A 22,288-nucleotide genomic window follows, 5' to 3' on the forward strand; every position below is an offset into this window, starting at 1 on the left:
GCGACCGGGCGGCGGTTGTCTTGCCCACGTCTGCACGGCAACCGACCCGCCGTCCCCGGACGACCGGCGTCGGTTACTGCTGGTCGGACCGGTCTCGTCCGCGGTCGGTGCCGTCGCGCGCGACATCGTTCGCCCTCGGTACGTCGTCGGTTCTCGAAGCGCCGTCGTCTCCCGGTGGGTCGCCGGACTGCCCTCTACCGGACGGGTCGTAGTACTCTCGACCGAAGAATCCCCTGAGCGCCATCGTGGTTCCGACGTAGGAGGCCGCCACGAGGACCACGAATCCGAAGGCGAGCTGGAGTAGCATCGTGTCTCGACCGACTCGCTTGGCGTGGACGTAAATCCAGCGTCGTCGCACCGGATAGTCGCTTCCCTCGCCCATCGTCCAAACGACGACCCCAACTGTTATATTAGCAGAGTCTAATATTAGCACGTGCTAAAATGAGTGGGCAACAGACTGACGGTCCGAAATCCGAGGATCGGGGGCCAAACGTCGACGGTCGGCCATCCGACGCGCGAGGCGAAGGAACGACCGGTTGCTGTCGGCCGGTCGGCCACTCCCTGACGGAGTCGGCCATCGCGGCCGACGTCGAGACGCTGGCGACCCTCGGCAACGACACTCGCTACGAGGCGCTCCGGCTCATCGCCGACGGCGACGACGAGGTCTGCGTCTGCGAACTGGAGCCCGCGCTCGGAGTGAGTCAGGGCGCGGTCAGTCAGGCGCTCTCGCGGCTGTTCAGTGCCGGGCTGGTCGAGCGCCGGAAGGACGGCCGGTGGCGCTACTACAGCGCGACGCCGCGAGCGGAGCGACTCCTCGGCGTTCTCGACGACACGAGGGGTGTCGACGATGAGTGAGAAACGCTCCACTGCCGACTTCGACTCCGAAGCGAACGATGCGGACGTGAACGACGCGGCCGACGCGGACGGTGGCGGTCTCGACGCCTCGGAGCAACGAACCGCGGTACGTGACCGGTACGCCGGGATCGCGACGGGGTCGTCGGCATCCTGTTGCGGCGACGAGGACGCCGAACCGGCATCCTGTTGCGGCGACGCGGCGGCCGGCGAGGAGTCGACTGCCGAGTCCGGTCTCGACGCCGACGCGGACCGTTCGCGGAAGCTCGGCTATTCCGAGGACGACCTCGCCGCCGTCGACGGGGACGCGAACCTCGGGCTCGGCTGCGGGAACCCGACCGCGATCGCCAGCCTCGAACAGGGCGACGCGGTCCTCGACCTGGGCTCGGGCGGCGGCTTCGACTGCTTCCTCGCCGCGCGGGAGGTCGGCCCGGACGGTCGAGTGATCGGCGTCGACATGACGCCCGAGATGGTCGAGAAGGCCCGCGCGAACACCGAGGAGAACGACGCGGAGACCGTCGAGTTCCGACTCGGCGAGATCGAACACCTCCCGGTCGCCGACGCCTCTGTCGACGTGATTCTCTCGAACTGCGTGGTCAACTTCTCGACGGACAAACCGCAGGTGTTTCGCGAGGCCCATCGAGTCCTCCGACCCGGCGGTCGCCTCGCCATCTCCGACGTGGTCCTGACCAGCGAACTGCCAGACGACGTGCGTGCCGACCCGGAGTCGGTGTCGGCCTGCGTGGCGGGCGCGGCGTCAATCCCCGCGCTGGAGGAGATGGTGACCGAGGCCCGATTCGCGGACGTCTCCATCGAGCCGAAGGACGACAGCGACGAGTTCATCCGCGAGTGGGACCCCGAGCGCGATCTGAGCGACTACGTCGTCGCGGCGACCATCGAAGCCGAGAAGCCGTCGACGCAACCCGCTGGTACAGCAACGAGCGAAACCGCCGAGAACGATACCGCCGAGGAGGCCCGCTAACCGATGTCACGACCACCGCTCGACCCGCAAGATCGCATCGCACTCAGGAACCCCACGTGGCGGAACGTGCTCGTCAGTTACGCCATGGTGCTCGCGGTCCCGATCGCGCTCTGGGCCGTCAGCGAGCCGCTGGCCGGGGCCGTCGTCGTCGCGACACTCGCCGGACTGGCCGTCGCCACGCGGCGGGCCTACGGGCTGGTCCGCTGCTTCCGGCAGTGTCGGGGGTTCGCGTTCGACCTCGGCGAGACGGCCAGAATCACCGTCACGCAGACTTCTAGCGACGAGGTGAACGCGGCGAACTGCTGTGCATGACCACCGATTCGATAACTCTCCGCGAGGCTGACGACGCGGACCTCGACCGCATCGAAGCCCTGCTGGCGGACAACGAACTCCCGACTCGCGACGTGCGGACGACGGAGGCGCAGTTCTTCCTCGCGTACGACGGCGTGGACGACGATTGCGCGGTCGACGACGCCAAGCTGATCGGCACCGGCGGGGTCGAAACGTACGATTCGAACGGTGTCCTCCGGTCTGTAGTCGTCACCGAGCCGAATCGCGATCGGGGGTACGGTGCAGCGCTCTGCGACGCGCTGGAGGACGCGGCGCGGGCGAGCGGAGTTGAGACGCTGTACCTGCTGACCACGACCGCGGCGGACTTTTTCGACCGCCGGGGCTACGAGGAGATCGCTCGGAAGAACGCGCCGACGGATGTTCGCGAGTCCGCGGAGTTCGCGAAGCTTTGTCCGAGTTCGGCGACCTGCATGCGGAAGGAGATTCGATAACGAGACGCTCAGTCCGCCGCAATCACCGTCGATGACTGAACGCGGTCAATCGGCGGCCACGGGCGTTCGACGGTCGTCGGCCAGCGCGAGCACGTCGTCGAAGAAGTCGAGGCTGTCGTGCGGGCCGGGATTCGCTTCGGGGTGGTACTGGCGCGTGATGACGCCGAGATCGTCGCTCTCCAGTCCCTCCGCGGTGTCGTCGTTGACGTTGACCTGCGTCACGTCGAGTTCCGGACCGGGGTCGGCGACCGTGTAGCCGTGGTTCTGGGTGGTCATCACCACGCGGTCGGTGTTCAGGTCGAGCACCGGCTGGTTGACGCCGCGGTGGCCGAAGTCCATCTTCTCGGTCGAGCCGCCGAGCGCGCGGGCGACGATCTGCTGGCCGAGACAGATACCCGCGAGCGGAATCTCGCCGGCGAACTCCTCGACCAGTGACTGTGTGGCTCCGAAGTTCGCGGGGTCGCCCGGCCCGTTGGAGACGAAGAGAACGTCCGGGTCGAGGTCGGCCACTTCGCCCGCCGGGACGTCGTACGGGAGGACGTGGACCGTCGCGCCGCGGTCGAGCAGCGACGACCGGATGCTCCCCTTCGCGCCGCAGTCGACCAGCGCCACGTCGAGATCGTCCGCGGTCCCGGATGCTTCGGGCCGGTAGGTCTCGGCCGCCTCGACGCTGACCTGCGCGCCGATGTCGGCGTGGTCGCTCATCCCCGGGCAGTCCGCGAGGGCGTCCTTCGCCTTCGCGGGCGAGGCGTCGGGGCCGGCGGAGACGCCGCACTTCATCGCGCCGCCCTCGCGGATCTGGCCCACGAGGTCGCGCGTGTCGAGGCGGTCGACCGCCGGGACGCCCTCGTCGGCGAGCCAGTCGGCCACGTCGTCGGTGAGTTCGCGCGCGACGACCGCGCTGGGGTGGACCTCGTCGTCTTCGAATCGCTCGGTTCGGACGCCGTAGTTCCCGATGAGCGGGTACGAGAACGTCAGGACCTGCTCCTCGTAGGAGGGGTCGGTCAGGCTCTCCTCGTAGCCCGTGTACGCGGTCGTGAACACCAGTTCTCCGTGGGACGTCCCCGGAGCGCGACAGCGGGCTTCTACCACGCTGCCACCCTCCAGCGCGACGTATGCGTCCGACATTACGAGATTCATACGGAATACCGGGGTATAAACCTTGCTTTCGTAGCGAGATTACGAATTTCGTAATCGTCAAGTGGGGTCCCCGTCTATTGACGAATCTCTATGGACGAACTCGACCGCGACATCCTCTCCATCCTGCGACGCGACGCACGAAAGCCCTACACCGAGATCGCCGACGCGGTCGGCACCAGCGAGGGCACGGTCCGCAACCGCGTCGAGCGCATGACCGACGAGGGCGTCATCGAGCGCTTCACCGTCACCACCCGGACCGGCAACGTGAAGGCGATGATCGAACTCGACGTGGCGGTGGACGTCAACACCGCGAGCCTCTCCGAGCGGGTGGCCGAGTGGGAGCAAGTCGACTTCGTCTGGCAAGTCTCGGGCGAGGAGGACATCGTGCTGGTCGTCGACGCCGCGGACACCCAGAACGTGAACGAACTCATCACGGAGGCGCGCGAGCTGGAGGAGGTCGTCAACACGAAGACGCGGCTGATTCTGGACGAGAAGTTGGGATAAGTCACTCTCAAATTTCACTTTCGCTCGATATTTTCTGGCGCCGTTTATGCTGACTGCTCAAAATGGTCCCACTCGGAATATAGGTCCTTTCCGTACGACAGCAACATCTTCACGGACCAACAAGCGATAAAGTATAGTTGTGAAACGATAGCTATTGACGGCGGAAATGACGGTAAATAGTTACTTTCAAGAATGTCTAATCCTTCCCTCAAGCTGATAAATGTGACACGTGATTCTGATGAGTCCCCCGAACCGAATGACTCCGATCCATATCTCGACGCGGCTGATCGACTAGAGCGGACAATCGAGACGCAAATATCGATAATCAACGGCATCGATGATAAAGCGGAACACATCACTCGGTTAATCGGTATTCTCATCGGACTCGTATTTTCAGTTCTATCATTAGCTGCAAACCTCGACGGAGTCGAGATTGGAACCACATCAATCCCTGCCGAACTCGCATTCACACTGGGGGTTCTGAGTCTATTGGCTGCGATGGGGGCCGCTATCGTGACGTATCTTAGTAGCAGATTTCGAATTGGACTCAATTACAATGTCGGATACTATCTCAGCGAGTCCGATGACGCCAAGTTTCACACTCACATTCAACGTGTTCTTGGCTCGTACGGGGAGATAATCGAGGAGAACAAGCGAGTAATGGAGATAAATTCAAAACGGTTCCGTCGGACGCTCTATTTTCTGCTCGTCGGCGTCGTCTTCCTTTCTGCTGCTGGAATATTCCATCTCGGTGAATTCACAAAACAAGAGGCTTGGGTCGGCCTCGGCGTAACCGTAGTACTTGCGGTGAGTTTTGCCTGGTACATCCTATCAGGGAAGTATTTAACTCTCTCGCCGCCATAGATTGCACCAATGACTGATACCGGTAATTCGAGTTCCGAGAACGAATCGGTCTCCGAAGCAGAGGCAACGAGTGATGACGGTACTCGATACCGTACGCTCACGGCGAACAAGAGCGGGGAGTCCAGCGACGAAGACTCGTAGTTTCGGACACCCACTACGAATCCTCCGTGGGTGAAAGGCGAAAATCCCAAATCCTATTCTAGGTTGTCGTACACCACGTCGCCGTCCACGACCGTCAGCGCCACGTCGATGTCCGCGATCTCCTCCGGAGTGGCCCACGGCGAGCGCTCCAGCGCGACGAAGTCCGCCTCCGTCCCGACCTCGATGGTTCCGAGTCGGTCCTCGTCGAACCCGGCGTAGGCGGCCCCGCGCGTGTACGCTCGAAGCGCCTCGGTGACCGAGAGGCGCTGACAGTCCTCGGGCGCGTTGACCACCTGATGGACGCCGAACAGCGGGTCGAGCGGCATGCAGTCGCTTCCGAACGCGAGGTTCGCACCCGCGTCGAGCAGGTCCGCGAACCGGTCGGCGGTCCGCCTGCGCTCGGCGCCGAGTCGCTCGTCGTAGAGACCGCCCTCGCGCGCCCACTTGAGGAAGTTGGGCTGGACCGAGGCGACGACGCCCGAGTCGGCGAACCGCTCGACGTTCTCGTCGGAGACGAGTTCGGCGTGCTCGACTCGATGGCGGGCACCGCCGGGGTCGCTGGCCGCCTCGTAGGCCGACAGCACCTCCTCGACGGCCTCGTCGCCGATGGCGTGAGCGGTCAGCTGGAACCCCTCGCCGTCGGCGCGGTCGACCAGTTCGCGAAGTTCGTCGGGCGCGACTACCCACTGGCCGGTCGCTGATTCGGCGTCCTCGTCTGCACCGGTGTCCGACTCCTCGGCGTCGGCGTACGGCTCCGAGAGCTTGGCGGTCCGGCCGCCGAGGCTCCCGTCGGTGTACGTCTTGACGCCGCCGACCCGGACGAACTCGCTGCCGTGGTTGGTCCGGAGGCCGGTCTCGACGAGCGCGTCGAGGTGGTCCGACCAGTAGTTGAGCCGGACCCGTAGCGAGAGGTCGCCGTCGAGTTCCATCTCTCGGTACACCTGCGGGGCGCGCGAGTCACGGACCATGTCGTGAACGCCCGTGACGCCCAATCGATGTGCCTCGCGCTGGGCGGCCTCCAGCAGTTCGCGCGTCGCCTCGGCGTCGGGCTCGATGGCCTCGTAGATCACGTCCACGGCTTCCTCGACCACGACCCCGGTGGGCTCGCCGTCCGCGGTCCGAACGTCGGCGTCGGGCATCTCGTCGATGTGCCGGTCGAGCGCGGCCGAGTTGACCGCCGCGATGTGCATGTCCTCGCGGAACGCCGCGACCGGTCGACTGTCGCTGACGCGGTCGAGGTCCTCGCGGGTGAGATACCGCGACTCGCTCCACGTGGACTCGTCGTAGCCGAAGCCGAGCACCCAGTCGTCTCGGCCGTCGTCCGCACTCTCGTCACTCTCCGCGGACTCGGCCAGCAGCGCCACGCAGTCGTCGGGCGAGTCGGCCGCCGAGAGGTCGGCGTGGACCAGCGAGCGCCCGAGGTACTGGAGGTGGGTGTGGGCGTCGATGAAGCCCGGCAGGAGCACGCGCCCGCCGAGGTCGACCACCTCGGTGTCGACGCCGTTCAGGAAGTCGATCTCGTACGCGTCGCCGATCCGGACGATCTCGCCGTCGCGGACCGCGACGGCCTCCGCGGTCGGCGCGGGCCCCTCGTCGTCCGCTCGACCGTCGCCGGAACCGCCGGTGTCGTCGCCGGATCCGCCAGTGTCGGGGTCGGCGAGAGCGTAGAGCTTCGCGTTCGTGAAGATGTGGTCAGCAGCCGCTGTCATGTCCGAGACGTGCGCCGGAGACGCGTTAACCGTTGGGGAATCGGCGTAGCTATCGGGAACCGTGGCTGTTGAAGAATTCGACGTGCTGAGTCGGGGGGGGGGGGGGGGGGGGGGGGCCCCCCCCCCCCCCCCCCCCCCCCGACTCAGCTACCGATTCGCTCCGCTACTGGTTGGGCTCCACCACCGAGACGCAGCCGTCGCCCGTCGCGACGACGTCGTAGCCGAAAAACGAGAAGCGGACGGTGCCGGCGTCCCGGGTCGTGCCGTCGTGTCGGTCATCGAACAGGGCGTCGAGCGCGTCCGGATCGATGGACTCGGCCAGCGGGTCGATAGCGGTCGGGTCGGTACCCGAGGCGGTCGCCACGGCGGTCACCACGGTCTGGCTCAGCGGTTCGTCGTCCGATACGTCGTCAGTCGAGTTCGTCTCGCGACGGAGTTCTGATTGCTTCTCGCTCATGGATTGAATCGATGTCGGGCGTCCGCAGTGCCGGGCTCCGGACGGGGAGCGGTCCCCGAAGGAGACTGCGCCCGGTCCCGGACGAGGACTCCTCTGCTGCACTGTTCGGGAGCCGAGAGGGTACGCTGTCCGGTTCAGCACCGAACGGGTTTATATGGGCGTCACGAATAAAGCGGGCTCAGTCCTCGACTACGACGGTCGCAGAGACGAGGTTACGGAGGCCCCGTCGGAGCCGCTTTGAGACCGCCCGCGGGGAGACCTCGAAGCGCTCGGCCAACTCTTCGAGCGTGACCGCGCGCGGGTCGTCGAAGTAGCCCGCCTCGAACGCCGCCGCGACGGTCCGGCGCTGGTCGTCGGTCAGGCCGTACCGCTCGCCGGCTTCGACGTCGGCGAGCGTGTGAATCCACTCCAGTTGGAGGTCGATGTCCCGGTCGGCGCAGTACTGTTGGAGTGCGACGACCGCCTCGTGGTCTGGCGACCGGAGGCGGAGCCGCCAGAACTTTTCCTGCCGGTAGGCTTCGAGCAGGGTCACCCCCGACTCCGCGATGCCCGCGGCGAGTTCGAGCCCATCGATCCACGTCGCACGGACCAGCGCGCCGCCCTCCACGCGGTCGAGCACCGCGATCTCGCCGACCTCGGGGTCCTCGCGGACCGCGGTCACGAGCGCGTCCACGTCGTCGCCCCAGACCCAGAAGAACGGCAGGACGGCATCGCCCGTCGGCACGATGCGTTCGAGTTCGACCCGCACGTCGGGCGAGGCCGCGAGCGCCCGGCCGAGCGGGAACTCCTCGACAGGAACCGAGACCGCCGCGATGACGCTCATGGGATCAGAGCTTCGACGCGGTTCCGGAAGGGCGTTTGGGTGACCGACTGGCGGTTGCTTGCGAATTCGCAGTCCACAAATGGTCTCCGAGTTCCGGAACCACTATGCGAGGGGCGGCCAAACCGCGGTTCATGAACCGAATCATCGGCGAGCGCGACCTCTCGGAGGTGGCGTTCTCTCCGGAGGAGGCGCGGGCAACCTACCGGGAACTGGTCCGAGCGCGGGCGTTCGACGACAGGGCGCTGGCGCTCCAGCGACGCGGCTGGATGAGCAGCTGGCCACCGTATCGAGGTCAGGAGGGCTCGCAAGTCGGGGCCGCGATGGCGATGGCCGACGACGACTGGCTGTTCCCGACCTACCGGTCGAACGCGATGCAGATCGCCCGCGGCGTGCCGATTAGCGACATCCTCCTCTTCCGGCGGGGCCGCCCGGAGTTCCACTCGGACCACGACGTTCCGAACTTCCCGCAGGCTGTGCCCATCGCCACCCAGATTCCCCACGCCGCCGGCGTCGGGATGGCGATGAACTACGAACGAGCGGTGAAGGGCGACGGCGCGAAGGCAGGCAGCGATGATGGAAATAGCAAGGACGACAACTCGGCCGTGCTCTGCTACTTCGGCGACGGCGCGACCAGCGAGGGCGACTTCCACGAGGGGCTGAACTTCGCGGGGGTGTTCGACGCGCCGACCGTCTTCTTCTGCGAGAACAACGAGTGGGCGATTAGCCTGCCGCGCCACCGCCAGACCGCAAGCGACAGCATCGCCGAGAAGGCACAGGCGTACGGGTTCGAGGGCGTGCAGGTCGACGGCAACGACCCGCTCGCGGTCCGCGGGACGGTCGCGGCCGCGCTCGACCGCGCGCGGGCGGGCGACCCGGTGCTGGTCGAGAGCCTGACCTACCGGCAGGGTGCCCACACCACCAGCGACGACCCGAGTCAGTACGAGGAGACCGCCCGCGAGCTGCCCGACTGGCGGACCGCCGACCCGGTCGATCGGTACGAGTCGTACCTCCGCGAGCAGGGCGTCCTCGACGACGAGTTCGTCGCGGAGGTCGAAGCGGCGGTCGAGGAGGAACTCGACGAGGCCGTCGAGCGCGCCGAGTCGGTCGAACCGGGCGACCCCCACGACGTGTTCGACCGGGTGTACGAGGACCTTCCGCCGAGACTGCGCGACCAGAAGGCGTGGCTCGACTCGTTCCGCGCGGAACGCGACGTCCAGGAACTCGATCACTGACGCGACTGGAGTGAGCTGACGCAGATAGGAATCGCGCTCAGTCGATAGCCATGTAGGTCTTGGTGTCGGCGACGCCGTCGAGACCCGAGACGTCCGAGGAGGCGGCGTGGAGGACGTCGTACACCTCCTCGGCGTCGGCTTCGACCACGATGTCGAAGTCGCCGGCTACGACGTGGGCCTCCGACACCCGGTCGAGTTCGCGCACGGACGCCAGCACGTCTTCGGACCGCCCGGCGGCGGTCTTCACCATGATGAACGCGTGAACCATCGCTGTGTGTGATTCTGTACCATGCGACAAAAACCTTCGGGTGGGGTAACATTATTGAATGCGTCGCGCGTAGCGTACTTCATACCATGCGATTCGTTATCATTGGTGCAGGTCGAGTCGGGCTGCGGACCGCCCGCGTGCTCCGGGAGGAGGGCCACGACGTCACCATCGTGGAGGCCGACGCCACCAAGGCCCAGCGGGCGCGCAACGACGACTTCGAGGTGGTCGAGGGCGACGGCGCGCGCGAGGAAGTGTTAGAGCGGGCCGACCTCGCGTCCGCCGACGCGGTGGGCGCGCTCACGGGGGACCTCAACGTCAACTTCGCGGCGTGCATGGTCGGCAAACACCACGGCGCGCGCACGGTCCTGCGCATCGACGAGGACTACCGCGAGGACATCTACCGGAAGTTCGCCAGCGACGTCGACGAGGTGGTGTACCCCGAACGGCTGGGGGCCATCGGTGCGAAGAACGCCCTGCTCGGCGGCAACGTCCGGGCCATTGCCGACATCGCCCAGAACCTCCAGGTGGTCGAGCTCACCATCACCGACGACTCGCCGGTGAAGGGCTACTCGATGGGCGAACTCTCGCTCCCGGCGAACTCGCGCATTCTCGCGTTCGGCAAGGCCGACGAGGCGATGGGCATCCCGCTGCCCGACGACTCGCTGGCGGTCGGCGACCGCGTCGCGGTGCTCGCCGACTTCGAGGTGCTCGAAGACGTGCGCCAGATCCTGGTCGGGGACGCCAGCAGAGCCACCGCGGACGCGATGGCGGGGGGATCGTAGATGGTCATCGCCTACGTCATGGTGAAGGCCAACACCGGCGAGGCCGACCGGCTCAAGAGCGCCATCCTCGACCTCGACGGCGTGGTCGACGCCCACATCGTCGCTGGCGACGTGGACCTCATCGCCAAGCTGGACGTTGATTCGCCGGCGGACGTGAAGGCCATCGCGGCCGACGGCATCCAGAGCGTGCAGGGCGTCGAGGGGACCCAGACCTACATCGCGATGGAGTAGCTTCGCCTGCGCCACCCTTCATAGGCAACTTCTCGCAAGCCACCTTTCGCGGTGTCTCTCTTACAGTGGTGTCCCGCCCGCGTCACCCGTGGGGCCCGAATCTCCCTCGTCGTAGTTCTGCTTCGCGCGCTCGCGGAACCCGGCCGCCGGCTCGCGGTAGTCGTAGCCGGGGATGAGACCCTGGACCCACGTCCCCTCGACGTACTCGACGATGGCCTTCGCGTCCTCGGCCGCGCGGTCGGGGTCGCCCTGCACGAAGTCCACGGTGATTACCACGTCCTCGCCCTCGCGCTCGACGGTCGGTGGCGTGGCCTCGTCGGCGCTGGCGACGGTGTGGGCGTCGGCCAGTCGGCGCTCCAGCGTCTCGAACCAGCCGTCCCGGACGACCTCGGCGACCGTCTCGCCCGCGACCACGGCGTCGATACCGGGCGTCGTGACGGCCACGCGGTACTCGCGTCGGTCGGACTCGTCTTCCGATTCCTCGCCGCTCGACTCGCCGATCACGCTTACCACGCCGTCGAGCGACGTGAACGTGGTTTCGAACTCGTCGTTTTCGTCGTCGACCCGCTCGAACGACGGATGCTCCCGAAACGCGCGTTCGACTCGCTCGTCGGTCATTGGCGGTTCGTAGGTGTCTCGGCGGAATGTGGGTTTCGCTCCGGGACGGTCGAAATCTCGATGGCGGTGCTGTCGCGGTTGCTGTGGCTGTGCGGTCGCTGTTGCAGTTGCAGTTGCTGTCGCGGTTGCGGTTGCGGTTTCACACGAGGATTCCACCGCGAGCGAACGGATGTGAGCGAGCGGACCAAGGAACCCTCGAACGAGCGCCGAAGGCGCGAGTGAGGGGGTGACGCAGTGTTTTTGGTCGAGCTTTTGCCAGCGAAGGACCGGTGAGCCATCGGCTCACCGGTCCTGAGCGCAGCAAAAGGTCGTCGGTCGTATGCGAGGGATGGGATTCGAACCCATGGACTCCTACGAGAGCGGGTCTTAAGCCCGCCGCCGTTGGCCAGGCTGGGCAACCCTCGCGCGATTCCCGATTGTCGGGTCGGCAGGAAGTGGGTTTCGGTCCTGCCGCACTCGTCACTTGCTGGTCCGACCGTCGCTGGGCCATCTGTCGAAAGTATTAATTTGAGGGTACCACACGATACGGACGAAGCACATGATCGGCGGACTCGCCAGAGGACTGTTCTACAGCCTGTTCAACCCGTCGTCGTTCGTCGCGGCGCGGACCGACACGTACGCATCCGAACGACTGGCGAGGCTCCGACTGACGGCTCGTCTCACCGTGATCTACTTCCTGAACCTCCTGCTGTATGCGATCCCGCTGACGTTGGCGGGGTTCGGTGATGTCGGGGGGACGACCGCGCCGACCGCGTTCGCAGGACTCGTCGCGCCGGTCGTCGGGAACCCCGACTCGGCGTGGCGGTTCGTCTCCTCGCTCGTCCAGAACAGCGCGTTCCTGACGGCCGCGGCGGCGCTGACGCTGATCACCTTCCACACCGGGGTCATCGCCACGCGATCCTCGCAGGGGTTCCTCCAGACGCTCCACACGGTCGTCTACAGCACGAGCGCGTACCTCGCGGCGATCTTCACCGCGGTCTGGTACCTCTCGACGAGTACGGCCGTAGAGGTGGCAGACGGGCTCCTCATCTACTGGCAGGCCGAGTTCGTCTACTTCTTCATCGACGTGCTGGGCGCGCCCGTCGGCCTGCCGGGCGGCCGGCCCAGCCCCGTGGAGGTCTCTCAACTGAGTACCGGCGGGACGGTCGCGATTGCGCTCCTCGTGGTCGCGCTGCTGTACTACCTCTACTCGCTGTACCTCGGATCGCGGATTAACCACCACACGAGCCGGTTCACCGCCGGACTGGTCGTGTCGATCGTGGCCGTCTCGCCCGCCATCTACGTGGTGGGCTCCATCCTCGCTGCAACGACCCTCCCCTGAGAACCCATGTCCGCAACGACCCAGACGCAGAGCGACGGCGACTCGTCACAGGACGCCGAGACGGCGCTCCTCGAAACGCATCCGACGCTGAAACCCACGCTGATCTGGCTCGGGCTGACGGTAGCGACGGGACTGCTCGCGACGGTGATCCTGCTGGCGAACCCCGAGTTGCTCGGTGCACCGGAGTTCACCGAGATCGGCGTCCTCATCGTCGGCTTCCTCACGGCGGCTGGCGCGGTCCGGTTCCTGGTCCGACTGTACATCCTCAAGCGGATGCGATACGTGGTGACGACCCGGGGAGTCCGACGAGAGTACTCGCTGCTGTACCGGACCCACTCGCGCGAACTCCCGCTCTCGAAGATCCGGAGCCACGAGCTCCGACGCGGTCGCATCGAGACCGTGCTGGGGATCGGGAGCGTGGCGTTCCTCTCGACCGGCGCGACCCGCGGGATGGGCCACATCGTCTTCGACAACGTCGACGATCCAGCGTCGGTTCGCGAGGCTGTGAAACGACACCTCGTCTCGAACGATTCGGCAAGCGAATGATGCGGCGGCGACAGTTTCTCGCGGCCGGAGCAGTTCTCTCGACTGCGGGCTGTCTCCGGTCGGTCACCGAAGGGAACGCGACCGAAACCGAGGGCGGGCCGGACGGCACAACCGAAGCTGGGTTTTCTGACGCGTCGACGACCGACGACGAAGTCCGGACCGAATCCGAAACAGAGACTGAGACCGAAACCACGACCGCGACTCCAGAGGCACCCGAAACGGTGACCAGCGGGTGGTCGATGCCCCACGCTGGCCCCGCCAACCAGCGGTACGCCGACGTCGACGGGGTCCGGGGCGACCTCACGGCGGTGTGGACGTTCGAACCGGGCGATGAAGGAATCCCGCTCGACCTGACCGAACCCGTGTTTCGCGACGGCACGGCGTACGTCGCGTCGAACACCGAGGACACCGTATGGGCGCTCGACCCGACGAGCGGGACGCCGGAGTGGTCGGTCGAGGTCGACGGTCCGAACGACCAAGCCATCATCGACGGGACGCTCGTCGTGGCCGGTGACGCCGGAGTACGCGGGTTCGACCCCGAGTCCGGCGACGAGCGGTGGACCGCCGACGTGGACGCTCGCTACTACCAGTTCCACTCGGCGAGCGACGGCACCGCGTACGTCGTCGACGGGACGTCGGTGTACGCGATCGACGTCGAGACCGGCGACAGCGCCTGGCGGTCCCAGGAATTCGAGGAGAACGTCTGGGGTCTCGCGGTCCGAAACGGAACGATCTGTCTGACCCAGAGCAGCAACCAAAACCCCGGGAAGGTCGTCGGACTCGACGCCGACGACGGGACCGAGCTGTGGCGGAGCGGAGGCCTCTCTGGCGGCGGCACGTCGAGCGCCCCGTCGATGGCAGACGGCCGCGTGTTCGCAGGCGATGTCGGCCACATGATCCACGCGTTCGGGGTCGACGACGGCTCCCGGGCGTGGGCAGGTCAGACGAACGGGTCGACCCACATCACGCCGGCCGTCGGCGATTCGACGGTGTACGCTATGGGAGCCGGCTCGACCGTCTACGCGTTCGGTTCGGAGTACGGAAGTCTGGAGTGGCAAGTAGACACCGGAACCGGCGAGTACAGTTCGCCCGCGGTGACCCGTGACACCGTCTACGTCGGAACCGAGGCGGGAGTCCACGGCTTCGACCGCGAGTCGGGCGACGAGGTCGCACGGTTCGAGATCGACGAAATCGTCGAGCAAATCGTGCCCGCCTCGGGGCTGCTCGTCGCCACGAGCGACACTGCGGCGTACGGACTCGTCGGTACCGAGTGAGCCGTCGAGCGCAGGTCCCCGCGACACCGAGGGAGCCGTCGCCACCGAGCGAGTGAACGATTTTCCGGGCGTGTCGTGGTGGCGAAGTGTCGCATTTCGGGTGATTAATGAGGTCGTAGTCCGACACGCGACCGTGAAGCGACGGACACTCCTGGCCTCCCTCGTGGTCGCGTCGAGCGCGGGCTGTCTGCGGCTTCAGTCCACCGACGGCGGGACGACGACCGAAGCGGAGGCGACCGCTGACGAGCAGGCAGTCTCATCGGGTAGCCAGACCGCGACCGAGGTAGCAGGGACCGACGAACAGACGACCGACGAACCGACGACCACCGAGCAGACGACCACGGAAGCCCCGACCGCCGCGGAGTCCGACCGGCTCGACCTCCGATGGCGGTCGGGGATCAGGAGCTACGAAGCCGTCGTCGAGGGACCGACCATGTACGCGTTTCCGGGCAGCAACGGGGTTCACGCCGTCGAAATCGAGACGGGGGCCACCCAGTGGTCGGCGGCGCCCGACGCGACCCTCCGCGGTGCCGCGGTCGACGGCGACGCCGTGTTCGCGGCGGACCGCAAAGGCGATGGGTCGCTGTACGCGGTCGACACCGACGACCAGTCGACGCGCTGGACTGCCGACCTTGGAGGGTCAGCTCGCCCCCCGGTACGCGCCTCGGAGGAGTTCGCGGTGGCCGGGTCGTGGAGCGAGGGCGAGGGGAGCCGCCTCACGGCGTTCGACCGCGAGACCGGCGAGGAGCGCTGGACGTGGGAGCACGAAAATTCCGTGGGAGAGGCCTCACCCGTCGTCGACGGCACGATCTACGTGGGTACCACGGGAGCTCCGACGATACACGCGATAGATGTCCAGACCGGACGCGAGCAGTGGGTTCTCGAACAGGGTAGCGAGTTCCCGGTCATCGTGGCCGACGGCTCGCTGTACTGCGCGTGGACGTCCCGGGTCGCCAAGATATCGCTCGAGGACCGCTCGAAGAAGTGGCAGGTTCGACTGGACGGAACGATTCCGCGCCAGCCGGTACTCACCGACGGCCGCCTCTTCACGGGCGTCGACGGTGGCGCGGTCGTCGCGCTCGACGTCGTGAGCGGTGAGGAAGTGTGGCGAGCAGACGTGCCGTTCAATCGTGACTCGGCGCTGGCGGTCGGTCCGGACGCCGTCTGGGTCGCGACGCAGTCGGAACTCCACGCGGTCGACCGGGGATCGGCCGAAGCCGAACTCGTCGGGGCGCTCAACACTTCGGCGACGCACCCGCAGACGACCGAAGCGGTGTTTCACGACGGGACGCTGGTGCTGTGTCGAGGCCAAAGTCCGATGGAAGCGTACGACGTCGTGGAATAGCGTCGAAACGACGTCGTGGAGAAGTAGTCGTGCAGTTACTCGTGGACGTCCACGGACTCCAGCACGACCTCCTCCTGCGGTTGGTCGTTAGGGTCGGTCGAGACCGCGCCGATCTCCTCGACCACGTCCATGCCGTCGACGACCTTGCCGAACACCGCGTGGCGGTCGTCGAGGTGGGGCTGGGCGTCCAGCGTGATGAAGAACTGCGAGCCGTTGGTGTCCGGGCCGCTGTTGGCCATCGAGAGGACTCCGGCGTCGTCGTGGCGCAGTTCGTCGTGGAACTCGTCTTCGAACTCGTAGCCGGGGCCGCCGCGGCCGGTCTCGGTCGGGTCGCCGCCCTGGATCATGAAGTCCTCGATGACCCGGTGGAAGGCAACGTCGTTGTACAGCGCGTCGCCGCGCGTCTCGCCGGACTGTGGGTCCTCCCACGTCGTGGTCCCCGGTGCGGGGTCGGCGTCGGCGGCCGGGTCGTGTTCCGCGAGATTGACGAAGTTCTCGACGGTCGTCGGAGCGCGCTCGTCGTAGAGTTCTACTTCGATGTCGCCGCGGTTCGTGTGGAGCGTGGCTGTCAGTTGGTCTGCCATACCCGAGCAGAGGGTCGCCCGACTGAAAGTCCTGCCGGAGATGTTTCAAACTGAGTTCTTACTACGTCGGGCAGGAATCGAACGAGCTTCAGCAGCGGTATCAAAATCCTCGGTAGCTCTGCCAGCAACATTGGGATCGCGGTCTCGAAAGCCCTCGGCGCGCTCGCGGTCGCTCACCGGGATATTCTCGCTCGCTTCGCTCGCTCGAATAGTGCCCGCTGAGGCGACCACGGCCTTCGGCCGCGAGCCCGCCTCGCCCGTTCATCCACCAGGACAGCAGTTGTCGGGTCAGCCGGTCGAAGTTGGCGGCTGGTCGGGCTGTCGATGCTGACGATTGGTTCGGACTACCAAGTCGAAAGGCTGCTGGCCCGCCTCACTCCCCGCCGGCTGCCGCGGCGTGCGCGAACACGAACTCCCGGACGAGTTTACCCGCGAGCGCGGCGGCCTGTCCGTCGTCGCGGTCGTTGACCTCCACGGCGTCGAACCCCACGACTTCGGAAGTCTCGGCGACCGCTCGGACCGCGTCGCGCATCTCTCGCGGTTCGAGGCCGAACGGCTCCATCGTCCCGGTGCCGGGCGCGAACCCCGGGTCGGCCGCGTCGATATCGACGGTGAGGTAGACCGACTGTTCCTCGTCGCCGTCGCCCCTCGCGTCGAAGTCGGGCGACCAGTCGGCCACGTCCTCCGGCGCGACGACCGTCACGTCCGATTCGGCGGCTCGGTCCCACTCGTCCTCGCTGCCGGTCCGCGCGCCGAGGATGATGGCTTCGTCGGCGGTGTCGAGCGCGTGGCGGGTCACCGTGGCGTGGCTCAGCGGGTTACCGTCGTACGCCTCGCGGAGGTCGAGGTGGGCGTCCAGACAGACGAAGACGTCGGGGTCGGTCGCCCGCACGCCCGCGAGCGTGACCGTGTGCTCGCCCCCGAGCACGAGCGGGAGGGCGTCGTCCCACCGCACGTCGGTCACCACGCCTTCGAGGTACTCCAGATACTCCTCGGCGTCGTCCCACGCGCGGACGTCGCCGTGGTCGTGGACCGCGAGGTCAGAGAAGTGGTGGCCGGTGCGCGCGTCGTAGTCGTCGTACGTCCGGGCGAACCGCCGGACTCGGTCCGGGCCGAAGCGCGCGCCGGGCTGGAACGTCGTCGAGACGTCGAGAGGCGCGCCGACGACCACGTAGTCTGCCGCCTCGCGGTCGGCGGTCGCGCCAGGGAACATCTATTCGAGGATCTTCCGCTGGTCGTCCATCTCGAGGTACTCGATCTGGTCGTCGGGCGAGAGGTCGACGCCGTCGGGCGTCTTGATGGTGATGGTCTCGTAGGTTTCGAGGTCCATGACCTGCGAGACGTCGTCGCTCTCGACGGAGACGACCTGCCCCTGCTTGCGTTCGATGATCGGGACCCAGATCTTCGCGTCGACGGGCTGGGAGAGGCTGCGCTTCTTCCCGTCGAAGACGCCCTCGGCCTCGATGCGGGCCTTGGCGCTGCCGTGCTTGCCCGGTTTGGCCGTGCTGTAGGAGTTGATCTCGCACGCGGCGTCGTCGATCATCACGTAGTTGCCCTCCTGCAGGTCCCGCACTTCCTTCTGCTCTCTTGCCATATGGCCGGATAGCGGATGGGACAGTATAAACAGTTTGGAATGCGTTTTCCACTGCTTCGGGGACCACGTCGTCGTCAGTCCTTGCGGTAGTCGTGCCCGGCGACGAGCGCGGCGGCGTGGAGCGCCATCAGAGCCGCGACCAGCGAGGGCTGACTCCCGGCGACGCCGCCGATAAGCATCGGCACGTACGCCAGCGGGAGCAGGACCGCCGACCAGAACCCCGCGAAGCGGAACTGGTTCGTCGCCGTCTTCCGGAGCGAGCGGGCGAGTTCGGTATGGCTGCTGGTCGATTCGTCCGCGCTACCGGTCACGCGCTGAGTGTCGAGGGTGGAGGGAGCGTTCGACATCGTTCTTATCCAGTTCTACGAACCCCGGCCCCATATAACGGAGAGAGCCTTCGGAAGAATTCGCGTCTTTCACCGACGACGCTCCGGTTTCTCCCGGTTTCACGCAAGTAAATCGACCTTTTACAACCGCCTTAGAATGCTTTAGAAGTTTTAAAACCTATTATGAGGGTGTTTTTGTAATCGGGGCACTCGCTGTCGTGACAACAGTGTGCACGGCCGGCTAATCGCGCGAGTTGGAAAGCTACCTCGTCAATCGGATCGTCCGTGGCGCGCGATGCAGTCGCCGACGCGCGCCAGCCCCTCGGCCAGTTCGTCGGTCGGCAGGCCGAACCCGATGCGGAAGTAGTCGTCGTAACTGAACAGGTCACCTGGCGCGAGCACGACGCTCTCCTCCTCGACGACCGTCCGGCAGAACTCCCTGCTTCCCGAGAAGCCGTCGGGGATCGTCACGAAGCCGTTGACGCCCACGGGGTCGTCCCACGACAGGTCGTGGTCGGCGACGAACTCCCGCACGCGCTCGCAGTTGCGCGCCGCGAGGTCGCGGTTCTCGGTCAGAATCGCGTCCTCCTGCTCGCCGAGCGCCTGCCGGGCGACGTGCTGGCCGACGATTCCCGGCGAGATGGTGGTGTAGTCTTTCCACTGCCACGCCGCCTCGACCACCTCCTCGGGTCCAGCGAGCCAGCCGAACCGCAGTCCGGCGAGGCCGTAGGCCTTGGTCAGGCTGGTCGTGCTGACGCCGCGCTCGCCCATGCTGGCGACCGGCGCGAGTGGCTCGTCGGCGAGCAGCCGGTACACTTCGTCGCAGAGCAGGTAGGCGTCCTCGTCTTCGGCGAGGTCGTACAGCGCGCGGACTTTCTCCTCGGGATGATACTGGCCCGTCGGGTTGTTCGGGTTGTTGAGCACGACGACGTTCGTCTCCGGGCGAACGGCGTCGGCCACGGCGTCCACGTCGAGTTCCCACTCGGGCGGTTCGAGCCACACCTTCGTCACGTCGCCGACCGCTTCCGGCACGGCGTGGAGCGCCTGATACGTCGGCGCGACGACGACCGCGTGGCCGTCACCGTGGTCACCATCGTCGCTCGGTCCGCCACCGCCCAGAAGCGACAGGAACGCGAGGAAGTTCGCCTCCTGGGTCCCGCAGGTGAACAGCACTTCGTCCGCCCCGCGGTCGTACCGGTCGGCGACCTCGGCTCGGAACTCGGGGTCGCCGTTCGTCGGGATGACGTACCCCAGTTTCCCCGGATCGAGGTCGAACCTGCTCGCGTCGAGACTCCGGATTCCGCTCTCGGCCAGCATGATGTCGGCCTCGTGCTCGTACTCTGCGAACCAGCGTTCGAGTCCGAACGGTGCGATGTCCATGCCGCGAAGTCGTCGGGAACGAGCGTAAAGCCATTGGAAGGGGCAGGCGTCGATCCGAACCCGCGGCTCGGTCGTTTATCTCCTCGGCAGCGTTCACTCCATAGACGCCGATCCGGCTGCCGACTCCGCCACAGCTAAGTCGGCGAGGTCGGTGCCTCCAGTACGATGGCCCCCACCGACTCCACCGAAAGCGACCGACTCCGGAGCGCTGGCCGGTGTGGGCTACTCATCGCCGGGAACCTCCTCCCGCTGGTCGGGGTGATCGTCTGGAACTGGGACCTCGCGGCGCTCCTCGTGCTGTATGGCGTCGAGGGCGTCGTGACGGCCGCGACTGCGGCACTGAAGATGCTGTTCGCCGAGCGCGTCCCCTCGGCCCGGTACGCCGGGTCGGACCTCCCGTTCCGTGAACTGCTGGACAAACGCGGCGGCGTCCGAGTCGTCGAGGGCTGGCCTCCGATCTACCCTCGGAATCTACCCTTCGCGCTCGGGATGGGTGCCACGTTTCTGTTCGTCTGGGGCGGCATCGGCGCGCTCGTGGTGGCCGATTTCGTAGCCGAGGCGTCTGGCACCCTCCTGACGACAGTCCTGCTGTCCGGTGTCGGACTGCTGGTGACGCGACTCGCCGAGTTCCGCACCGAGTACCTCGGCGGCGGGGAGTACACCGACGTCTCGGCCCGGTCGGCCGCGACCACGCCGAGCAGGCAGATGATCCTCGTCTTCTGCCTGTTGCCGTTGCTCGCGGTGCTGGACGAGTCCCGCGCGGCTGGTACGGTGCTGCTGGTCGTCGTGGTCGCGCTCAAGACCCTGACCGACGCGTACGGGTTCTGGGTGGACCACCTCGACAGACCGCCGCTCCGGGTCGGCGAATGGCTGCTCGGCGTCGACGAGACGGGCGACCCGCCACCGGCGGTCACCGCACCTGACCGACCGGTCGACGCGCGGGTCGGGACCGACACCTCCGCAGTGCTTTTCACCGGCTTGATACCCGTGGCGCTGGCGCTCGTGTCCCGGGGCGGGTTGCTGGGCGTCCTCGGGGGCGTACTGGCGATCACCTTACTCGGCCTCCCGGGACTGGTCGTGGGCGGAGCCGTGGTCACGGCCGTCGCGGGCGCGAACCTGCTGGTCCACTACGTCCGGTACGGGACGCTCGAATACCGGCGTCGGGGCGACACGCTCGTCTGCTACGACGAGTGGCTCGACGAACCGCAGTGGACCTGCGAGATCGACGCCATCCGAGACTGCTCGGTCGAACGACGGATCACGAGCAAACTGTTCGGAACGACCGTGGTCACGTTCGAGGCCGACGACGCGAGATTTCGAGTCGGACCGGTTTCGGACGCCGACATCGCCTTCGACGCGCTCGGATTCCCGTACGTCGACGCGAGTCAGGACGAGCCAAACCGCGGGGTCGCGGTCGCCGCGGTCGGTCTCGCCGGTCTGTTCCTGGCCATTCCGGCGGGGCTGTATCTCGCGCCCGGTGTGTCGACCGCCGACGCGGTCGGGGTCGCGGTCGTCTTGGTACCGACGACCGCCACGGTCGTCGGACCGTTGCTGTGGGTCTCGCTGTACAACGCCTGAGCCCACTACACGTACATCAGCGGGACCATCGCCACGATGCCGACCGCGAGCCCGATCAGAAGTTCGCGGTGGCCGCCGTTCGGCAGGTCCGCCCCCGTTTCGAGCGCCTCCGGCACGAACTCCGTGAGGACCAGATACACCATCGCGCCCGCTGCGAACCCGAAGCCGAAGGGGAGGAACGCCTCGGCCCAGCGGACGAACGCGAAGGCGATCACCGCGCCGACGGGCTGGGGCAGGCTGGAGAACACCGCCGCGCCGACCATCCGCCAGTTCGACAGCCCCATCGCTCGCATCGGGATGGCGATGGCGGTCCCCTCGGGGATGTTGTGGATGGAGATGGCGACCGTCATGAACACCGCGAGCAGCGGGACCGAGAAGCCGAGTATCCCGATGCCGCCCTCCAGTCCGAGCTCCGCGAACGACACGCCGACCGCGACGCCCTCCGGGAAGCTGTGGACGGTGAGGATGCCGAGGATGAGCACGAGCGTCTTCAAGTCGCCCTCCGCGAACGCCTTCGCTTCCATCGCGTGCTCGTCGTGGCCGTGGCCTCCGCCGTCCGCGTGGACCGTCTCGTCCGCTTCGGGATCTGGAATTTCGGCGGTGTCCTCGCCGCCGTCGCGTTCGTCGTCCTGATGATCGTCCTCGAGGTCCACCGCGTCGAGCGTCCGGTCGGAGACCTCGACCAGCACGACGCCAGCGAGGAGTCCGCCGACCATCAGCGTCGGGAAGCCGCCCGAGGCGTAGGCCAGTCCCTCGTTCACGAGGCCGAACAGCGACGCCGACACCATGATGCCCGATGCGAGGCCCCACAGCGTCACGTTCCACCGGTCGCTGAACTCCTCGACGAAGAAAAAGGGAAGCGCGCCGAGCCCGGTCGCCAGCGCCGTCAGGAGCCCCGCGACGAACACGAGTACGAGGTTCTCGGCCAGTGCCATGTCCGAACCAACACAGCCTA

General features: G+C 66.7%; 27 protein-coding genes and 1 tRNA gene. 14 read left to right on the forward strand and 14 right to left on the reverse strand.

Annotated elements, in window-relative coordinates; all coding sequences use genetic code 11:
• Positions 1 to 73: 73 nt before the first annotated feature.
• Positions 74 to 382 carry a hypothetical protein gene (locus tag DPQ64_RS15470; RefSeq protein ID WP_115865216.1) on the reverse strand — a complete coding sequence of 103 codons (309 nt, stop codon included), beginning with the start codon at positions 380 to 382 and terminating at the stop codon, positions 74 to 76.
• Positions 383 to 441: 59 nt separating this feature from the next.
• On the opposite strand from DPQ64_RS15470, the gene DPQ64_RS15475 reads away from it, so the two are divergent.
• The 4 genes from DPQ64_RS15475 to arsN2 are packed head-to-tail and all read left to right on the forward strand — an operon-like array spanning position 442 to position 2,616.
• Positions 442 to 855, forward strand: a complete 414-nt coding sequence (locus DPQ64_RS15475; protein ID WP_115865217.1) for an ArsR/SmtB family transcription factor — start codon at positions 442 to 444, stop codon at positions 853 to 855.
• On the forward strand, positions 848 to 1,834 hold the full coding sequence (locus DPQ64_RS15480; RefSeq protein ID WP_115865218.1) for an arsenite methyltransferase: 987 nt from the start codon (positions 848 to 850) through the stop codon (positions 1,832 to 1,834). Before DPQ64_RS15475 ends, DPQ64_RS15480 begins: the two co-directional genes overlap by 8 nt.
• Positions 1,835 to 1,837: 3 nt before the next feature.
• Positions 1,838 to 2,146 carry a hypothetical protein gene (locus DPQ64_RS15485; RefSeq protein WP_157971746.1) on the forward strand — a complete coding sequence of 103 codons (309 nt, stop codon included), beginning with the start codon at positions 1,838 to 1,840 and terminating at the stop codon, positions 2,144 to 2,146.
• Positions 2,143 to 2,616, forward strand: coding sequence for an arsenic resistance N-acetyltransferase ArsN2 (gene arsN2 / locus DPQ64_RS15490; RefSeq protein WP_115865220.1), 474 nt, complete (start codon positions 2,143 to 2,145; stop codon positions 2,614 to 2,616). The genes DPQ64_RS15485 and arsN2 overlap by 4 nt, the downstream gene beginning before the upstream one ends.
• A 45-nt stretch (positions 2,617 to 2,661) precedes the next feature.
• On the opposite strand, the gene carA is transcribed toward arsN2, so the two are convergent.
• Complete coding sequence (carA, locus tag DPQ64_RS15495) at positions 2,662 to 3,744, reverse strand: glutamine-hydrolyzing carbamoyl-phosphate synthase small subunit (RefSeq protein WP_115865221.1); 1,083 nt, start codon at positions 3,742 to 3,744, stop codon at positions 2,662 to 2,664.
• 102 nt (positions 3,745 to 3,846) lie between these two features.
• On the opposite strand from carA, the gene DPQ64_RS15500 reads away from it, so the two are divergent.
• Positions 3,847 to 4,260 (forward strand): Lrp/AsnC family transcriptional regulator, encoded by a 414-nt coding sequence (locus DPQ64_RS15500; RefSeq protein WP_115865222.1) that lies wholly within the window; start codon positions 3,847 to 3,849, stop codon positions 4,258 to 4,260.
• 222 nt (positions 4,261 to 4,482) lie between these two features.
• Positions 4,483 to 5,124 (forward strand): hypothetical protein, encoded by a 642-nt coding sequence (locus DPQ64_RS18940; protein WP_157971747.1) that lies wholly within the window; start codon positions 4,483 to 4,485, stop codon positions 5,122 to 5,124.
• Positions 5,125 to 5,318: 194 nt separating this feature from the next.
• On the opposite strand, the gene DPQ64_RS15510 is transcribed toward DPQ64_RS18940, so the two are convergent.
• The 3 genes from DPQ64_RS15510 to DPQ64_RS15520 form a co-directional block, all read right to left on the reverse strand.
• Positions 5,319 to 6,974 (reverse strand): amidohydrolase, encoded by a 1,656-nt coding sequence (locus tag DPQ64_RS15510; RefSeq protein ID WP_115865224.1) that lies wholly within the window; start codon positions 6,972 to 6,974, stop codon positions 5,319 to 5,321.
• 163 nt (positions 6,975 to 7,137) lie between these two features.
• The gene (locus DPQ64_RS15515; protein ID WP_115865225.1) at positions 7,138 to 7,431 is read right to left on the reverse strand and encodes a HalOD1 output domain-containing protein; all 294 of its coding nucleotides are present in this window, start codon (positions 7,429 to 7,431) and stop codon (positions 7,138 to 7,140) included.
• Positions 7,432 to 7,609: 178 nt separating this feature from the next.
• A complete protein-coding gene (locus tag DPQ64_RS15520) occupies positions 7,610 to 8,254 on the reverse strand; it encodes a helix-turn-helix domain-containing protein (RefSeq protein ID WP_115865226.1) in 645 nt (214 codons plus the stop codon).
• 131 nt (positions 8,255 to 8,385) lie between these two features.
• Between DPQ64_RS15520 and DPQ64_RS15525 the strand changes: the two genes are divergently transcribed.
• Positions 8,386 to 9,486, forward strand: a complete 1,101-nt coding sequence (locus DPQ64_RS15525) for a thiamine pyrophosphate-dependent enzyme (protein WP_115865227.1) — start codon at positions 8,386 to 8,388, stop codon at positions 9,484 to 9,486.
• A 37-nt stretch (positions 9,487 to 9,523) separates the two neighbouring features.
• Here the strand turns inward: DPQ64_RS15525 and DPQ64_RS15530 are convergent, their stop codons facing one another.
• A complete protein-coding gene (locus tag DPQ64_RS15530) occupies positions 9,524 to 9,754 on the reverse strand; it encodes an Lrp/AsnC ligand binding domain-containing protein (RefSeq protein WP_115865228.1) in 231 nt (76 codons plus the stop codon).
• An 86-nt stretch (positions 9,755 to 9,840) separates the two neighbouring features.
• Between DPQ64_RS15530 and DPQ64_RS15535 the strand changes: the two genes are divergently transcribed.
• Entirely contained in the window at positions 9,841 to 10,536 is a 696-nt protein-coding gene (locus DPQ64_RS15535) for a potassium channel family protein (protein WP_115865229.1), read from the forward strand.
• Positions 10,537 to 10,767, forward strand: coding sequence for an Lrp/AsnC family transcriptional regulator (locus DPQ64_RS15540; RefSeq protein WP_115865230.1), 231 nt, complete (start codon positions 10,537 to 10,539; stop codon positions 10,765 to 10,767). It abuts the gene before it with no gap.
• Between the two features lie 60 nt (positions 10,768 to 10,827).
• Here the strand turns inward: DPQ64_RS15540 and DPQ64_RS15545 are convergent, their stop codons facing one another.
• Together DPQ64_RS15545 and DPQ64_RS15550 are read right to left on the reverse strand one after the other, a co-directional pair.
• Positions 10,828 to 11,385, reverse strand: a complete 558-nt coding sequence (locus DPQ64_RS15545; RefSeq protein WP_115865231.1) for a DUF5813 family protein — start codon at positions 11,383 to 11,385, stop codon at positions 10,828 to 10,830.
• 320 nt (positions 11,386 to 11,705) lie between these two features.
• Positions 11,706 to 11,790: transfer RNA gene (locus DPQ64_RS15550), tRNA-Leu, on the reverse strand.
• Positions 11,791 to 11,923: 133 nt separating this feature from the next.
• Between DPQ64_RS15550 and DPQ64_RS15555 the strand changes: the two genes are divergently transcribed.
• From DPQ64_RS15555 to DPQ64_RS15570, 4 genes are all read left to right on the forward strand, one after another.
• Entirely contained in the window at positions 11,924 to 12,706 is a 783-nt protein-coding gene (locus DPQ64_RS15555; protein WP_115865232.1) for a hypothetical protein, read from the forward strand.
• A 6-nt stretch (positions 12,707 to 12,712) separates the two neighbouring features.
• On the forward strand, positions 12,713 to 13,252 hold the full coding sequence (locus DPQ64_RS15560) for a PH domain-containing protein (RefSeq protein WP_115865233.1): 540 nt from the start codon (positions 12,713 to 12,715) through the stop codon (positions 13,250 to 13,252).
• On the forward strand, positions 13,249 to 14,526 hold the full coding sequence (locus DPQ64_RS15565) for an outer membrane protein assembly factor BamB family protein (RefSeq protein ID WP_115865234.1): 1,278 nt from the start codon (positions 13,249 to 13,251) through the stop codon (positions 14,524 to 14,526). The genes DPQ64_RS15560 and DPQ64_RS15565 overlap by 4 nt, the downstream gene beginning before the upstream one ends.
• A 133-nt stretch (positions 14,527 to 14,659) precedes the next feature.
• The gene (locus DPQ64_RS15570; RefSeq protein WP_157971748.1) at positions 14,660 to 15,871 is read left to right on the forward strand and encodes an outer membrane protein assembly factor BamB family protein; all 1,212 of its coding nucleotides are present in this window, start codon (positions 14,660 to 14,662) and stop codon (positions 15,869 to 15,871) included.
• 35 nt (positions 15,872 to 15,906) lie between these two features.
• Here the strand turns inward: DPQ64_RS15570 and DPQ64_RS15575 are convergent, their stop codons facing one another.
• The 5 genes from DPQ64_RS15575 to DPQ64_RS15595 all read right to left on the reverse strand — a co-directional run bounded on the left by DPQ64_RS15575 (position 15,907) and on the right by DPQ64_RS15595 (position 19,755).
• The gene (locus DPQ64_RS15575; protein WP_115865236.1) at positions 15,907 to 16,455 is read right to left on the reverse strand and encodes a peptidylprolyl isomerase; all 549 of its coding nucleotides are present in this window, start codon (positions 16,453 to 16,455) and stop codon (positions 15,907 to 15,909) included.
• A gap of 373 nt (positions 16,456 to 16,828) precedes the next feature.
• A complete protein-coding gene (speB, locus tag DPQ64_RS15580; RefSeq protein WP_115865237.1) occupies positions 16,829 to 17,668 on the reverse strand; it encodes an agmatinase in 840 nt (279 codons plus the stop codon).
• Positions 17,669 to 18,049, reverse strand: coding sequence for a translation initiation factor IF-5A (locus DPQ64_RS15585; protein ID WP_115865238.1), 381 nt, complete (start codon positions 18,047 to 18,049; stop codon positions 17,669 to 17,671).
• Between the two features lie 74 nt (positions 18,050 to 18,123).
• On the reverse strand, positions 18,124 to 18,396 hold the full coding sequence (locus tag DPQ64_RS15590; RefSeq protein WP_115865239.1) for a hypothetical protein: 273 nt from the start codon (positions 18,394 to 18,396) through the stop codon (positions 18,124 to 18,126).
• Between the two features lie 249 nt (positions 18,397 to 18,645).
• Entirely contained in the window at positions 18,646 to 19,755 is a 1,110-nt protein-coding gene (locus DPQ64_RS15595) for an aminotransferase class I/II-fold pyridoxal phosphate-dependent enzyme (protein ID WP_115865240.1), read from the reverse strand.
• 165 nt (positions 19,756 to 19,920) lie between these two features.
• Here DPQ64_RS15595 and DPQ64_RS15600 point away from each other — a divergent pair, with 165 nt between their 5' ends.
• Positions 19,921 to 21,333, forward strand: a complete 1,413-nt coding sequence (locus DPQ64_RS15600; protein ID WP_115865241.1) for a DUF6498-containing protein — start codon at positions 19,921 to 19,923, stop codon at positions 21,331 to 21,333.
• A gap of 5 nt (positions 21,334 to 21,338) precedes the next feature.
• Here the strand turns inward: DPQ64_RS15600 and DPQ64_RS15605 are convergent, their stop codons facing one another.
• Positions 21,339 to 22,268 (reverse strand): ZIP family metal transporter, encoded by a 930-nt coding sequence (locus DPQ64_RS15605; protein ID WP_115865242.1) that lies wholly within the window; start codon positions 22,266 to 22,268, stop codon positions 21,339 to 21,341.
• Positions 22,269 to 22,288 lie beyond the last annotated feature (20 nt).

It is taken from the genome of Halorussus litoreus, from assembly GCF_003382685.1.
Lineage (GTDB): Archaea > Halobacteriota > Halobacteria > Halobacteriales > Haladaptataceae > Halorussus > Halorussus litoreus.

What these genes read in the sequence shown, in the direction of transcription:
- DPQ64_RS15470 (WP_115865216.1), bottom strand. Translation starts at nt 382, where the DNA reads ATGGGCGAGGGAAGCGACTATCCGGTGCGACGACGCTGGATTTACGTC.
- DPQ64_RS15475 (WP_115865217.1), top strand. Translation starts at nt 442, where the DNA reads ATGAGTGGGCAACAGACTGACGGTCCGAAATCCGAGGATCGGGGGCCA.
- DPQ64_RS15480 (WP_115865218.1), top strand. Translation starts at nt 848, where the DNA reads ATGAGTGAGAAACGCTCCACTGCCGACTTCGACTCCGAAGCGAACGAT.
- DPQ64_RS15485 (WP_157971746.1), top strand. Translation starts at nt 1,838, where the DNA reads ATGTCACGACCACCGCTCGACCCGCAAGATCGCATCGCACTCAGGAAC.
- arsN2 (WP_115865220.1), top strand. Translation starts at nt 2,143, where the DNA reads ATGACCACCGATTCGATAACTCTCCGCGAGGCTGACGACGCGGACCTC.
- carA (WP_115865221.1), bottom strand. Translation starts at nt 3,744, where the DNA reads ATGTCGGACGCATACGTCGCGCTGGAGGGTGGCAGCGTGGTAGAAGCC.
- DPQ64_RS15500 (WP_115865222.1), top strand. Translation starts at nt 3,847, where the DNA reads ATGGACGAACTCGACCGCGACATCCTCTCCATCCTGCGACGCGACGCA.
- DPQ64_RS15510 (WP_115865224.1), bottom strand. Translation starts at nt 6,974, where the DNA reads ATGACAGCGGCTGCTGACCACATCTTCACGAACGCGAAGCTCTACGCT.
- DPQ64_RS15515 (WP_115865225.1), bottom strand. Translation starts at nt 7,431, where the DNA reads ATGAGCGAGAAGCAATCAGAACTCCGTCGCGAGACGAACTCGACTGAC.
- DPQ64_RS15520 (WP_115865226.1), bottom strand. Translation starts at nt 8,254, where the DNA reads ATGAGCGTCATCGCGGCGGTCTCGGTTCCTGTCGAGGAGTTCCCGCTC.
- DPQ64_RS15525 (WP_115865227.1), top strand. Translation starts at nt 8,386, where the DNA reads ATGAACCGAATCATCGGCGAGCGCGACCTCTCGGAGGTGGCGTTCTCT.
- DPQ64_RS15530 (WP_115865228.1), bottom strand. Translation starts at nt 9,754, where the DNA reads ATGGTTCACGCGTTCATCATGGTGAAGACCGCCGCCGGGCGGTCCGAA.
- DPQ64_RS15535 (WP_115865229.1), top strand. Translation starts at nt 9,841, where the DNA reads ATGCGATTCGTTATCATTGGTGCAGGTCGAGTCGGGCTGCGGACCGCC.
- DPQ64_RS15540 (WP_115865230.1), top strand. Translation starts at nt 10,537, where the DNA reads ATGGTCATCGCCTACGTCATGGTGAAGGCCAACACCGGCGAGGCCGAC.
- DPQ64_RS15545 (WP_115865231.1), bottom strand. Translation starts at nt 11,385, where the DNA reads ATGACCGACGAGCGAGTCGAACGCGCGTTTCGGGAGCATCCGTCGTTC.
- DPQ64_RS15555 (WP_115865232.1), top strand. Translation starts at nt 11,924, where the DNA reads ATGATCGGCGGACTCGCCAGAGGACTGTTCTACAGCCTGTTCAACCCG.
- DPQ64_RS15560 (WP_115865233.1), top strand. Translation starts at nt 12,713, where the DNA reads ATGTCCGCAACGACCCAGACGCAGAGCGACGGCGACTCGTCACAGGAC.
- DPQ64_RS15565 (WP_115865234.1), top strand. Translation starts at nt 13,249, where the DNA reads ATGATGCGGCGGCGACAGTTTCTCGCGGCCGGAGCAGTTCTCTCGACT.
- DPQ64_RS15575 (WP_115865236.1), bottom strand. Translation starts at nt 16,455, where the DNA reads ATGGCAGACCAACTGACAGCCACGCTCCACACGAACCGCGGCGACATC.
- speB (WP_115865237.1), bottom strand. Translation starts at nt 17,668, where the DNA reads ATGTTCCCTGGCGCGACCGCCGACCGCGAGGCGGCAGACTACGTGGTC.
- DPQ64_RS15585 (WP_115865238.1), bottom strand. Translation starts at nt 18,049, where the DNA reads ATGGCAAGAGAGCAGAAGGAAGTGCGGGACCTGCAGGAGGGCAACTAC.
- DPQ64_RS15590 (WP_115865239.1), bottom strand. Translation starts at nt 18,396, where the DNA reads ATGTCGAACGCTCCCTCCACCCTCGACACTCAGCGCGTGACCGGTAGC.
- DPQ64_RS15595 (WP_115865240.1), bottom strand. Translation starts at nt 19,755, where the DNA reads ATGGACATCGCACCGTTCGGACTCGAACGCTGGTTCGCAGAGTACGAG.
- DPQ64_RS15600 (WP_115865241.1), top strand. Translation starts at nt 19,921, where the DNA reads ATGGCCCCCACCGACTCCACCGAAAGCGACCGACTCCGGAGCGCTGGC.
- DPQ64_RS15605 (WP_115865242.1), bottom strand. Translation starts at nt 22,268, where the DNA reads ATGGCACTGGCCGAGAACCTCGTACTCGTGTTCGTCGCGGGGCTCCTG.